Raw genomic sequence first — 12,598 nt, 5'->3', positions numbered from 1 at the left:
GGACAGGAGGGATGGACATGAAGCTGCGTATCTTCGGCATTATATTTAAGATCGCTCTGGCGGCAGCGGTGATATCCCTTGTCCTGTTGATATCTGTGAAAGCATATGGCTTTGGAAAAGCTGTGTTTGATGAAAAGCCGGGAACCGCGGAGAATCCGGTGTCCGTCACCGTCGAGGTGAAGGAAGGCGACGGCATCCGCCAGGTAGCGGCTTTGCTTCGGCAGGAAGGGCTTATTGAAAGTACGCTTGTTTTCACGGTCCAGAAATATTTTTATGATAGCGTCATACTGCCCGGCACGTATCGTCTGAATTCCAATATGACGGGTAAGAACATCCTGGATGTCCTTTCCGGCGCTGCCGTGGATACAGAGGAAGATTCATGATCATAGATGAAAGAACGATCACATATATCAATTCTTTAGAACGGGGAGACAGCGAGATCTGCAATGCGATCGCAAAGGAGGCGGCTGCCTCTCTTGTTCCTATTATCCGGAAGGAGACGGCGAGCCTGTTAAAAACACTTGTGGCTATCCGGCGCCCGGAGAAGATATTGGAGGTAGGGACAGCCACCGGCTATTCCGCTCTTTTGATGAGCGAACATATGCCGGAGGGCTGTACGATCACGACGATCGAGAAATATGAAAAGCGGATTCCAGTTGCCAGAGAGAACTTTCGCCGGGCCGGAAAGGAAGAGGTCATCACTCTTCTTACCGGAGATGCGGCGGAGGTCCTCAGGACGCTGGAGCCGCCTTTTGATTTTATTTTTATGGATGCGGCAAAGGGCCAGTATATTCATTTCCTGGACGAGGTCCTGCGGCTGCTGCCGGTGGGAGGAGTCCTGGTTTCAGATAATGTACTCCAGGACGGAGACGTCATTGAATCGCGCTATGCTGTCACCAGAAGGAATCGTACTATTCACGCGAGGATGCGGGAATATCTTTATGCGCTGAAGCATATGGACTGCCTGGAGACTGCGGTCATACCCATTGGAGACGGAGTCACTGTCAGCACAAAGCTTTTGTAATAAAAGGAGGGCGGCAGCCTTGAAGAAACCAGAATTACTGATACCGGCCAGCAGCCTGGAGGTCCTTAGGACGGCTGTGATATTTGGAGCAGACGCCGTATATATCGGCGGAGAAGCATTCGGCCTCCGGGCAAAGGCAAAAAATTTTTCTCTGGAAGAGATGGCGGAAGGTATTTCGTTTGCCCATGAACGGGGGGCAAAGGTATATGTCACGGCGAATATACTTGCCCACAACGAGGACCTGCCACAGGTGCGGAAGTACTTCAGGGAATTGAAAAAGATAGGACCGGACGCGCTGATCATTTCTGACCCGGGAGTATATGCCATCGCAATGGAGGAAGTGCCGGAAATAGAACGGCATATCAGTACCCAGGCTAATAATACCAACTATGGAACATATCGGTTCTGGTATGAGAAGGGAGCGAAGAGGGTGGTATCTGCCAGAGAGCTTTCTCTGGAGGAGATTAGGGAAATCCGGAAGAACATCCCGGAGGATCTGGAGATTGAGACGTTCATTCATGGGGCCATGTGTATTTCCTATTCCGGCCGGTGCCTGCTCAGCAACTTTTTTACGGGAAGGGACGCTAACCGGGGGGCATGTACCCACCCCTGCCGCTGGAATTATTCGGTCGTGGAGGAGAGCCGCCCGGGAGAATATTTCCCCGTTTATGAAAATGAGCGCGGCAGCTTTATTTTCAACTCGAAGGATCTTTGCATGATAGAACATATGCCCGACATCCTGACGGCTGGGATCGACAGCCTGAAGGTGGAAGGAAGGATGAAGACGGCTCTCTATGTGGCTGCCGTGGCCAGAACATACCGGAGAGCCATAGACGATTATTTTCTGTCAGAGGAGACGTATCAAAACCATATGGAGTGGTATAGGGAGGAGATACGAAAATGCACCACCAGGCCGTTTACCACCGGCTTTTTTTATGGAAAGCCGGGAAAGGAAGCGCAGATTTACGACAGCAGTACGTATGACCAGGAATCTATCTATCTGGGAATTGTCGGAGAGGACGCGGGAGAAGAAAGATTTTTCATGGAACAGAAAAACAAGTTTTCTCTGGGCGAGACCATTGAGATCATGAAGCCTTCCGGAGAAAATTTAGAGGTGCAGGTGGAGGGGATCTTTGACGAGGACGGCAGTCCCCAGGAGAGCGCGCCCCATGCGAGGCAGAAGCTAATGGTAAAACTTTCCCATATTCCGGAGAAGTATGATATACTGAGGAAAAGAGCGGGTTTGCATAAGAGTGTTTTGAGAGGGTAAAGCTATGAACATACTTCTTGGGGTGGTCGCACTCCTGTCTGTCATCTATTATGGCATGATCGTGAGCTATGCCGGCATTCAGGCCTCTTTTTCGGGATTCTGGCTGATATTGGGGATTCTGGCAGGAGCCCTGGCAGTTCTGCTCAGCATGAAGAAAATCCATATGACTTTCCGTCATTTCCCGCTGTGGATAAAAGTTCCGGTTCGCACGACCATTGTGCTGGGAATCCTGTGCTTTGCGGCGGTGGAAGGATTTATCGTATTCCATATGTTTTCTTCTCCGGAAGAACCGGTGGATTATCTGATCGTGCTGGGAGCTCAGGTACGCGGGGATACGGTCACAAAATCTTTGAAATACCGGCTGGATACGGCGGCCGATTATCTGGAGGAGCATCCGGATACCAGGGTGATCGTCACCGGAGGAAAGGGACCGGGAGAAAATATTTCCGAGGCCGCGGCCATGCGGAATTATCTGATGGACAGAGGAATCGATAAAAAACGGATCGTGCTGGAACGGTATGCCACCAACACGGTGCAGAATCTGCTGTACAGCAAATCGCTGCTGGTCAGCAACAAGACTTCTGTGGGAGTGGTGACCAACAGCTTCCATGTATTCCGTTCTGTGAGCATTGCAAGAAAGCTGGGCATGGAGAATGTGACAGGCATTGCCGCCGAGTCAGACAAGCTGCTTCTGCCCAATTATATGGTACGGGAATTTTTCGCAGTAGTAAAAGATAAATTCTTGGGGAATATTTAAATGGAAGGGGGAGGCAGTTTGGCTGCCTGCCCCTGTTTTGGAAAGGAGTATCAAGCGGATGAAAATAAGCGATTTTAATGCTTACGAAAAGATAAAAGAGAAGGATATAGAAGAACTGAATTCCGGGGCGGTGGTGCTCCGCCATAAAAAGAGCGGCGCACGGATATTTCTGCTGTCCAATGAAGATGAAAATAAGGTATTTGCAGTCGGTTTCCGGACGCCGGTTTCCGACAATACCGGCGTCCCTCACATTATGGAGCATTCGGTGCTCTGCGGTTCGGAAAAATTTCCGGTAAAGGATCCGTTTGTGGAGCTGGTGAAGGGATCTTTGAATACCTTTCTCAATGCCATGACTTATTCAGACAAGACGGTATATCCGGTGGCCAGCTGCAACGACAAGGATTTTCAGAACCTTATGGATGTCTATCTGGATGCGGTATTCCAACCCAATATCTATCACAACGAGATGATATTCAAGCAGGAAGGCTGGCATTATGAGCTGGAGAATGAAGAAGGCCCTCTCGCTTTGAATGGGGTAGTATATAACGAGATGAAGGGAGTGTTTTCCTCGCCTGAAAGTGTACTGGACCGGTATATCCGCAAGGTCCTGTTCCCGGATACTGCCTACCGGTTTGAATCCGGCGGGGATCCGGAGGAGATTCCGGAACTCACCTATGAGCAGTTCCTGGAGTTTCACCGCACGTATTATCATCCTTCCAACAGCTATATTTATCTTTATGGAAATATGGACATGGAAGAGAAGCTCCGATTCCTGGATGAAGAATATCTGAGCCATTATGAAGCGCGGACAGTGGATTCGGAAATCGCCATGCAGAAGGAATTCACACCTGAGAGCGAATACGAGATCTTTTATCCCGTCACAGAAGAGGAAAGTGAGGAAGGGAAGACGTACCTCTCGGTGAACACCGTGGTGGGCACGGATTTGGACGCCAGACTTTATGTGGCTTTCCAGATTCTGGAGTATGCTCTTTTGTCCGCTCCCGGGGCGCCGCTCAAGCAGGCTCTGATTGATGCAGGCATTGGTACGGACATCTATGGAGGATATGACAGCGGCGTTTTGCAGCCGGTATTTTCTGTTATCGCGAAAAACACGGAGAAGAAGAAAAAGGAACAGTTCCTCTCTGTGATCAGGAAAACATTGGAGACGCTCGCTGAAGAGGGAATTGATGAAAAATCCCTGGAGGCCGGCATCAATTACTATGAATTCAAATACCGGGAAGCCGATTTCGGCCCCTATCCAAAGGGCCTTATGTATGGTCTGCAGTGCTTTGACAGCTGGCTTTACGATGAGAATGACCCGTTCATGCACCTGGAGTTTTGGGAAAGCTTCGATTATCTGAAAAAGCACCGGAAGGACGGATATTTTGAAGCGCTGATCATGGATTATCTGCTGAACAACCTGCATCAGGCCGTCATCATCCTGTCCCCGAAAAAAGGACTGGATAGAGAACGGGAAGAAAAACAGATGGATGCCCTGGCAAAAAAGCTGGACTCCATGAAGGCGGAAGAAAGAAGAGCATTGGTCCGCCAGACAGAGGAGCTGAAGGAATATCAGCAGGAGCCTTCTTCCAGGGAAGCCCTGGAAACAATCCCCATGCTTTCCAGAGCGGATATCGGAAAAGAGGCGGCCCGCCTGACCTGTCAGGAAAAAGAGGAAGCAGGAGTCCCTGTCCTTCACACGGAGCTTTTTACCAGCGGCATCGGTTATCTGAGGCTTGCCTTTGACGCGGGAATGACGGCCCCGGAGGATTGGCCGTATCTAGGCTTTCTGAAGGCAGTGCTGGGGATGGTGAATACAGAGCGGCACTCTTATCTGGAGCTGTTCAATGAGATCAACATCGAGACCGGCGGGATCAATACCAGCCTTGGCAGCTACCCGGTTCTTAAGGATCTTGGGAGCTTCCGGTTATCCTTTGACTTTACGGCGAAGGCCTTTTATGACAAGATAGGGAAAGCCTTTGGGTTCATAGATGAGATTCTGCATACTTCCATCGTAGAGGATGAAAAGCGCATATATGAGCTGGCTGCGAGGATGCGTTCCAGGATGAAGGAACGGCTTTTGGCGGGAGGCCATTCCACGGCAGTCCTCCGGGCCGGGTCTTATCATTCTGCCGCAGCGGCTTTTGGGGAGGCCACATCCGGGATTGATTATTACCGGTTCCTAGAACGGCTGGAGAATGAATTTGAAAAAGAAAAAGAAACACTGTTCCGGAAGCTTCGTGAGCTTATGGAGAAGATTTTCCGGAAGGAAAACCTGTTTATCAGCTTTACCGCCGACGGCACAGGATATGAGAGCTTTAAAATGGAACTGCCGGGCTTCTTAAACCGGCTTTCCGGCGGAAACGATAATAAGGGATTTCCCCTCCGCACGGTGAGCCCGGAGGTGATCTCTCTGGAACAGAAGAATGAAGGCTTCAAGGCGTCATCCCAGGTTCAGTATGTGGCAAGATGCGGGAATTTCAGAGACGCAGGCTATTCTTATACCGGCGCTCTGAGGATTCTCCAGGTGATTCTGAGCTATGATTATCTGTGGACCCAGGTCCGGGTAAAGGGCGGAGCGTATGGCGTGATGAGCGGTTTCGGCCGTTCGGGAGACGGCTATTTCGTATCCTACCGGGATCCGAATCTGGGAAAGACAAGCCAGGTATTTGAAGGAGTTCCGGAATATCTGAGGAATTTCCAGGTGGATGAGCGGGATATGACTAAATATATAATCGGAACCATCAGCAGCATGGACACTCCGATGAACCCTTCGGCAAAGGGCGGACGGGATATGATGATGTATCTTTCCGGAATCACCCAGGAGATGCTGCAGAAAGAAAGAGATCAGGTCATCGGCGCCGGAGAGGAGGATATCCGGGCGCTCGCGGGAATCACTCAGGCAGTCCTGGATACGGGGGACATTTGCGCTGTGGGAAATGACGGTAAGATAGAGGCAGAAAGGCAGCTGTTTAAAGAGACGAAGCGTTTATTCTGACCGAATAAACGGAAGGATATGAGGATGAAATATGGAACGACAGAAAAAATCGGGATTCGTGGCATTGATAGGACGCCCGAATGTGGGGAAATCCACTCTTATGAATCATTTGATCGGACAGAAGATCGCCATTACTTCCGATAAACCCCAGACGACCAGGAACCGGATCCAGACCGTTTATACGGATGACAGGGGACAGATCGTATTTTTGGACACGCCCGGCATACACAAGGCGAAAAATAAGCTGGGAGAATATATGGTGGGCGCCGCGGAGCGGACGCTTAAAGAGGTGGATGTGATCCTGTGGCTGGTGGAGCCTTCTTCCTATATCGGCGCCGGGGAGCAGCACATTCTGGACATTTTGAAACAGGTAAAAACACCGGTGGTGCTGGCCATCAATAAGATTGACACGGTAGAAAAGGAAAAGGTGCTGGCTTATATCGACACATACCGAAAGGCTTATCCTTTTTCTGAGATCATTCCGGTATCGGCTCTGAAAGGCGCCAACCTGGATACCGTGCTGGAGGTACTGATGAAATATCTGCCCTGCGGTCCCTTATACTACGATGAGGAAACTGTGACTGACCAGCCCATGAGACAGATCGCGGCGGAAATCATCAGAGAGAAGGCGCTCCGCTGTCTGAAGGATGAGATACCCCATGGCATAGCCGTCACCATTGAGTCGATGAAGGAACGGCAGAACGGTCTTTATGATATCGAGGCAGAAATTGTCTGTGAGCGGGATTCCCATAAGGGAATCATCATCGGCAAGGGCGGAGCGATGCTGAAAAAAATAGGCAGCAGCGCCCGGTATGATATAGAGAAGATGATGGACGCCAGGGTGAACCTGAAGCTTTGGGTGAAGGTTCGCAAGGAATGGCGGGACAATGACCTGTATCTCAAAAACTATGGATATCACAAGGATATGTAGCAGTATTCCTGTATGGTCCTTGGAAAGGAGGCGGCGGTATGGAACGGACGTTTTCAGATTTTGGTTCGGATAACCTGCTAAAGGTGACTGGGCTGGTTCTGTCTGCCGCGCCGATCGGGGAATATGATAAACGGGTGGTGATCCTGACCAGAGAACGGGGGAAGCTCCATGCGTTTGCGAAAGGGGCCAGGAGACAAAACAGCCCGCTGATCTCCGGCACCAGGCCGTTTTGCTTCGGGAGCTTCAGCCTGTATGAAGGGCGCAGCTCTTATACGCTTAAACAGCTGGAGATCACCAACTATTTTGAAGAAGTCACTTCAGAAGTGGATTATGTATATCTGGGATATTATTTTCTGGAATTTGCGGATTATTATTCCAGGGAAAACGGAGACGAATTTTCGACTCTCAAGCTTTTATATCAGGCGCTGCGGGCCTTGTCCAGGGAAAGCCTGGACAACAGGCTGGTGCGCCTTGTTTATGAACTGCGGATGATGACCATGAACGGGGATTTCGACGGAGCGTGCTTTAAGGGGCTTGGCGATGCAGGCCGGTACGCGGTGGATTTTATCATCAATACTCCGGTGGAGAAGCTTTTTACCTTTGCGGTCTCCGGCCGGGTCCTTGCCGAGCTCACAAAGGCGGTGGCGGAGAATAAAATCCGGTTTTTGGATCGGGAGTTCAAATCTGAACAAGTATTAAACAGTATAAATATCATACTTTCGTAATAAATTCTTATTGTTTCTTACAGGAAAAGATATTGAAAATATCCTCGAAACAAGGTACAATGATAAAAGTTTGTTATGAGGAGGAAAATCATGAGAAAAAAAATTGCGTGCTTTTTGACAGCGATGCTTGCCGTGGCAGCAGTTCTTTCCGGGTGCGGAAAGAAGATAAAATTCGAACCGGAATCCAGCAGTATCTATGTGAAAAAGGACGGGACCGTCGTCAGTGCGGATATGGAGACATTCTCCGGAAGCAATTACAGTGAGGAAGAGCTTAAGACGTATGTAGAGGATGCGGTGAAGGCTTATAATAAAGAGCACGGCGCGCAGGCCTCCGCCTATGTGGATGAAAAGGATAAAGACGCTTCCCTCCCGGTATCGGTGGAGTCGCTGGAAGTGAAGGATGAAATAGCATCTCTTTTTCTGAATTATGCCAGCTGCAAGGATTATCTGGAATTCACCGGGACCGCCGGCATGGAAGGCGGAATCGGACAGATGGAGAAATCCACGGTGGCGGAGATGACTCTGGAGGGCGAGTTCCAGAATGCCAAGGGAGAATCCGTTTCCCTGGACGGAGTGACGAAAAACGGCAAATATCATGTTGTAAAAATAGAAGGGCCCGTCACCATGCAGGTCGAAGGAAAAGTACAGTTCGCGAGTTCAGGCGTCACCATTGACGGAGATCATACGGTCACTACACTGGGGACCGGAGTCAGCTTTATTGTATTTAAATGATTTTTTTGATATGATATGAGCAGAAAATGTAATAGAGAGAGGATATGAGTTTATGGAAAAGACGATGGAGAAGATTGTGGCCCTGGCCAAATCCCGCGGTTTTGTATATCCCGGTTCGGAGATATACGGCGGTCTGGCCAATACCTGGGATTACGGCAATCTCGGCGTTGAGCTTAAGAACAACGTGAAACGGGCATGGTGGCAGAAATTTGTCCAGGAAAACCCCTACAATGTGGGTGTGGACTGTGCTATTCTGATGAATTCCCAGACCTGGGTTGCTTCCGGCCATCTGGGCGGTTTCAGCGATCCGCTCATGGATTGTAAAAGCTGCAAAGAGCGTTTCCGTGCGGATAAGCTGATAGAGGATTACATGGATGCCAACGGCATCGCAGTAGAAGGTTCCGTGGACGGATGGACACAGGAACAGATGAAGACATATATTGACGAGCATGATATCGTTTGTCCTCGCTGCGGCAAGAAAGATTTTACGGATATCCGCCAGTTCAACCTGATGTTCAAGACCTTCCAGGGGGTCACGGAAGATGCTAAGAATACGGTGTATCTCCGACCGGAGACAGCGCAGGGCATTTTCGTGAATTTTAAAAATGTACAGCGTACCTCCAGAAAGAAGATTCCTTTTGGTATAGGCCAGATTGGGAAATCCTTCAGGAATGAAATAACTCCCGGCAATTTCACGTTTCGTACGAGGGAGTTTGAACAGATGGAGCTGGAATTCTTCTGCGCTCCGGGTACGGACCTGGAGTGGTTCTCCTATTGGAAGTCTTATTGCATCGACTGGCTGAAAGCCCTGGGCATGAAAGAAGAGGAGATGCGCGCCAGAGATCATTCTCCGGAAGAACTCTGCTTCTATTCCAAGGCGACCACTGACCTGGAGTTTTTGTTCCCCTTCGGATGGGGCGAGCTTTGGGGCATAGCCGACAGGACGGATTATGATCTGACTCAGCACCAGAATACTTCCGGAGAGGACATGGGATATTTTGATGATGAGAAGAAAGAGAAATATATTCCCTATGTAATCGAGCCTTCTCTTGGGGCGGATCGTGTCACGCTTGCATTTTTATGCAGCGCATATGATGAGGAAACCTTGGAGGGCGGAGATGTCCGCACGGTTCTTCATTTCCATCCGGCTCTCGCGCCTGTGAAGATTGGCATCCTTCCGCTTTCCAAAAAGCTGAATGACGGCGCTTTCAAGGTATATGAGGAGCTTTCTAAAAAATACAACTGTGAATTTGACGACAGAGGGAATATCGGCAAGCGTTACAGGAGACAGGATGAGATTGGCACGCCGTTCTGCGTGACCTATGACTTTGATTCTGAAAATGACAATGCCGTGACTGTCCGTGACCGTGATTCCATGGATCAGGTGCGTGTGCCGATCGCGGAATTGAAAACGTATTTTGAGGATAAATTCACGTTTTAAGGATGACCTGGAGCAGGAGCAGAAAGGATTGCGCCTGCTCCAACTATGATATGAGAGGAGAAAAGCAGATGAAAAAAGCAGCAGCAGTTTTATTGGCAGGTTTGATGGTATTCTCCATGGCAGCCTGCGGAAACAAGGAAGAGAAGAAAGAGACGACGAAGGCAGCAGGGAAAGAGACGACAAAGGCGGCCGGAACAGAGACGACGAAGGCGGCGGAGGGTTCGGAAGGTGAGAGCAAAGACAGCGGAAAGCTGATCATGGCCACAGAAGCAGGCTTCGCTCCTTATGAGTACACCGAAGACGGCGAGACGGTAATGGGTGTGGACGTGGACATCGCTCAGGAGATTGCCAAAGCCATGGGAAAAGAGCTGGAGGTCCAGAATATGACCTTTGACGGAGCGCTTCTGGCAGTTCAGCAGGGCAAGGTAGACTTCGCGGCAGCCGGAATTTCCATCTCACCCGACCGGGAAAAGCAGATGGATTTTTCCATCGAATATACGACGTCCAAGCAGGTGGTCGTAGTCAATAAAAATGCGAACAGGGTGGCGTCTGTGGATGATCTGACGGCCGATACCGTAGTGGGTGTTCAGACGGGTACTGTGGCTGATATTTACTGCCAGGATGATCTGGGGACGAAAGATCTGAAGCAGTACGGCAAGTTTATGGAAGCCGCCATGGACCTGAAAAACGATAAGATTGACTGTATCATCATGGACGCTCTGCCTGCAGAGGAGATGGTGAAGGAAAACGACGATCTGGCAGTCCTCGATAAGGAAGTGTTCACCGACAGATATGCGATTGCCGTTAAAAAAGGAAATACGGAGCTTTTGGAACAGATCAACGAAGTGCTCCAGAAGCTGGTGGATGAAGGAAAGGTTGAGGAATTCATTGTCAACCACACCACGAAGTAAACGGAGGAACGGCCTTGGGTATCTTGAACTGGTTTGCGGAAGCAGGCGCCAAATTTTCCGTGGCGTTTTTGGAAAACGATAGATACATCGCATATTTAAAGGGCTTCGGTACGACTCTGTACGTTTCCTTCTTTGCCGTGCTTGTGGGAGTGGTCATCGGCCTGGTTCTGGCAGTTGTAAAATATATGGCGGTCAGAAAAAAGAGCTTCAGACCTTTGGGATGGATCGCCAACATATATATCACCATCATCCGCGGGACTCCCGTGTATGTGCAGATGATGATCATTTATTATATCATATTCAACGTCAGAGGATTTCCGGCATTCCTATCCGGTATCATCTGTTTCGGAATCAATTCCAGCGCGTATGTTGCGGAGATCATCCGGGCCGGCATCGAGGCGGTGGACAGAGGGCAGGCGGAGGCTGGACGTTCTCTGGGTCTCAGCGAGATGCAGACCATGAAATCGATCATCATGCCTCAGGCTGTAAAAAATATCCTTCCGGCTTTGGGAAATGAGTTCATCGTGCTGATCAAGGAGACGGCCATCATTGGAGGCATTGCGGTATTGGATGTGACGAAAGCGGCCATGAACGTAGGAGCGAAAACCTACGACTACCTGACGCCCCTTCTGATCGCGGCGTTCATGTATCTGATCGTGGTCATCCTTTTGACCAAGCTTCTCAGCATGTTTGAAAGGAGGCTGGCAAAGAGTGATAGACGTTAAAAATCTTCATAAATCATTTGGAGACAAGCAGGTGCTCTGCGGAATCGATGAACATATTCAAAAAGGGGAAAAGGTGGTCATCATCGGCCCCTCCGGCTCCGGGAAAAGTACGTTTCTCCGCTGCCTGAATCTGATGGAGACGCCCACGGACGGCGAAGTCATCTTTGAGGGAAAGAACATCACAGCGGCCTCTGGAGCGGAGCTGAATAAAATAAGGCAGAAGATGGGGATGGTATTCCAGCACTTTAATTTGTTCCCCCACTTGACCATACAGAAAAACATTACACTGGCGCCTGTAAAGCTTGGCCTGATGACACAGGCAGAAGCGGATGAGAAGGCCAGAGAGCTTCTGGAAAGAGTCGGCCTTCCGGAAAAGGCGGAGCAGTATCCCGCCCAACTGTCCGGCGGGCAGAAACAGAGGATTGCCATTGTTCGTTCCCTGGCAATGAATCCTGACGTGATGCTTTTTGATGAGCCCACATCGGCGCTGGATCCGGAGATGGTCCGGGAGGTGCTGGATTTTATGAAGCAGCTGGCCAGAGAGGGTATGACGATGGTGGTGGTCACCCATGAGATGGGATTTGCGAGAGAGGTTGGATCCAGGGTGCTGTTCATGGACGAAGGCCGTATTGTGGAACAGAATACGCCGGAAGAGTTTTTTGCCCATCCAAAGGATGCGAGACTCCAGGAATTTTTGTCTAAGGTGCTTTGAAAATTAAAATAAGAAATAAGGTGTGCCTTTATCTTGATTTCCTTTTGCTTTGAAAGTCGGAGGGAAATAAGGAAAAGAATACTGCCGGAAGCAGATGTGCGGTGAGAGCCGGATATCTGCTTCCGGTTTTTGGTTTATACCTTGCCGCACGAAGTGCGCCTGCCCGGAGGGCATGAATTAGGGGGTGCCCTTGGGTATACCTTTGAATACTTCTCAAACAGGTTTCCTTGTCTGATATACAAGGCAAGAGGAAATCCGATTTCATCCAGGCGGCTCGCTGGCAGCCGTAACCAGGATCTTTACGGCCTTCAGTCGGTTCTTTCCAACTGACATGGATAAATCGATATTTATCCATGTCAGATTCCAACAAAA

Annotated in this window: 12 protein-coding genes; all 12 read left to right on the top strand. The window is 49.7% G+C overall.

Annotated features, from left to right (window positions below; genetic code table 11):
• Nucleotides 1–17: 17 nt before the first annotated feature.
• Nucleotides 18–383 carry an endolytic transglycosylase MltG gene (locus tag H9Q78_RS03445; RefSeq protein ID WP_249303612.1) on the top strand — a complete coding sequence of 122 codons (366 nt, stop codon included), beginning with the start codon at nt 18–20 and terminating at the stop codon, nt 381–383.
• Nucleotides 380–1,024 (top strand): O-methyltransferase, encoded by a 645-nt coding sequence (locus H9Q78_RS03440; RefSeq protein ID WP_249303611.1) that lies wholly within the window; start codon nt 380–382, stop codon nt 1,022–1,024. The genes H9Q78_RS03445 and H9Q78_RS03440 overlap by 4 nt, the downstream gene beginning before the upstream one ends.
• Before the next feature lie 19 nt (nt 1,025–1,043).
• Nucleotides 1,044–2,294, top strand: a complete 1,251-nt coding sequence (locus H9Q78_RS03435) for a peptidase U32 family protein (RefSeq protein WP_249303610.1) — start codon at nt 1,044–1,046, stop codon at nt 2,292–2,294.
• 4 nt (nt 2,295–2,298) lie between these two features.
• Nucleotides 2,299–3,051, top strand: a complete 753-nt coding sequence (locus tag H9Q78_RS03430; RefSeq protein WP_249303609.1) for a YdcF family protein — start codon at nt 2,299–2,301, stop codon at nt 3,049–3,051.
• A gap of 58 nt (nt 3,052–3,109) precedes the next feature.
• Complete coding sequence (locus H9Q78_RS03425; protein ID WP_249303607.1) at nt 3,110–6,049, top strand: insulinase family protein; 2,940 nt, start codon at nt 3,110–3,112, stop codon at nt 6,047–6,049.
• Between the two features lie 31 nt (nt 6,050–6,080).
• Nucleotides 6,081–6,980: a GTPase Era gene (gene era / locus H9Q78_RS03420; protein WP_249303606.1), complete on the top strand. Its 900-nt coding sequence runs from the start codon at nt 6,081–6,083 to the stop codon at nt 6,978–6,980.
• Between the two features lie 38 nt (nt 6,981–7,018).
• Nucleotides 7,019–7,705 carry a DNA repair protein RecO gene (recO, locus tag H9Q78_RS03415; protein WP_249303605.1) on the top strand — a complete coding sequence of 229 codons (687 nt, stop codon included), beginning with the start codon at nt 7,019–7,021 and terminating at the stop codon, nt 7,703–7,705.
• Nucleotides 7,706–7,795: 90 nt separating this feature from the next.
• The gene (locus H9Q78_RS03410) at nt 7,796–8,437 is read left to right on the top strand and encodes a hypothetical protein (RefSeq protein ID WP_249303604.1); all 642 of its coding nucleotides are present in this window, start codon (nt 7,796–7,798) and stop codon (nt 8,435–8,437) included.
• 52 nt (nt 8,438–8,489) lie between these two features.
• On the top strand, nt 8,490–9,878 hold the full coding sequence (locus H9Q78_RS03405; protein WP_249303603.1) for a glycine--tRNA ligase: 1,389 nt from the start codon (nt 8,490–8,492) through the stop codon (nt 9,876–9,878).
• A 68-nt stretch (nt 9,879–9,946) separates the two neighbouring features.
• Nucleotides 9,947–10,789 carry an ABC transporter substrate-binding protein gene (locus H9Q78_RS03400; protein ID WP_249303602.1) on the top strand — a complete coding sequence of 281 codons (843 nt, stop codon included), beginning with the start codon at nt 9,947–9,949 and terminating at the stop codon, nt 10,787–10,789.
• 14 nt (nt 10,790–10,803) lie between these two features.
• Entirely contained in the window at nt 10,804–11,514 is a 711-nt protein-coding gene (locus tag H9Q78_RS03395) for an amino acid ABC transporter permease (RefSeq protein ID WP_330595227.1), read from the top strand.
• The gene (locus H9Q78_RS03390) at nt 11,501–12,226 is read left to right on the top strand and encodes an amino acid ABC transporter ATP-binding protein (RefSeq protein WP_147595516.1); all 726 of its coding nucleotides are present in this window, start codon (nt 11,501–11,503) and stop codon (nt 12,224–12,226) included. Before H9Q78_RS03395 ends, H9Q78_RS03390 begins: the two co-directional genes overlap by 14 nt.
• The last annotated feature ends 372 nt before the right edge of the window (nt 12,227–12,598 follow it).

It is taken from the genome of Qiania dongpingensis, assembly GCF_014337195.1.
GTDB lineage: Bacteria > Bacillota > Clostridia > Lachnospirales > Lachnospiraceae > Lientehia > Lientehia dongpingensis.
This window is presented reverse-complemented; position numbering and strand designations above follow the sequence as displayed.

Bases quoted from the DNA above. Each gene is read 5' to 3' on its own strand.
- recO (WP_249303605.1), top strand. From the start codon at position 7,019: ATGGAACGGACGTTTTCAGATTTTGGTTCGGATAACCTGCTAAAGGTG.
- H9Q78_RS03410 (WP_249303604.1), top strand. From the start codon at position 7,796: ATGAGAAAAAAAATTGCGTGCTTTTTGACAGCGATGCTTGCCGTGGCA.
- H9Q78_RS03405 (WP_249303603.1), top strand. From the start codon at position 8,490: ATGGAAAAGACGATGGAGAAGATTGTGGCCCTGGCCAAATCCCGCGGT.
- H9Q78_RS03430 (WP_249303609.1), top strand. From the start codon at position 2,299: ATGAACATACTTCTTGGGGTGGTCGCACTCCTGTCTGTCATCTATTAT.
- H9Q78_RS03445 (WP_249303612.1), top strand. From the start codon at position 18: ATGAAGCTGCGTATCTTCGGCATTATATTTAAGATCGCTCTGGCGGCA.
- era (WP_249303606.1), top strand. From the start codon at position 6,081: ATGGAACGACAGAAAAAATCGGGATTCGTGGCATTGATAGGACGCCCG.
- H9Q78_RS03425 (WP_249303607.1), top strand. From the start codon at position 3,110: ATGAAAATAAGCGATTTTAATGCTTACGAAAAGATAAAAGAGAAGGAT.
- H9Q78_RS03400 (WP_249303602.1), top strand. From the start codon at position 9,947: ATGAAAAAAGCAGCAGCAGTTTTATTGGCAGGTTTGATGGTATTCTCC.
- H9Q78_RS03440 (WP_249303611.1), top strand. From the start codon at position 380: ATGATCATAGATGAAAGAACGATCACATATATCAATTCTTTAGAACGG.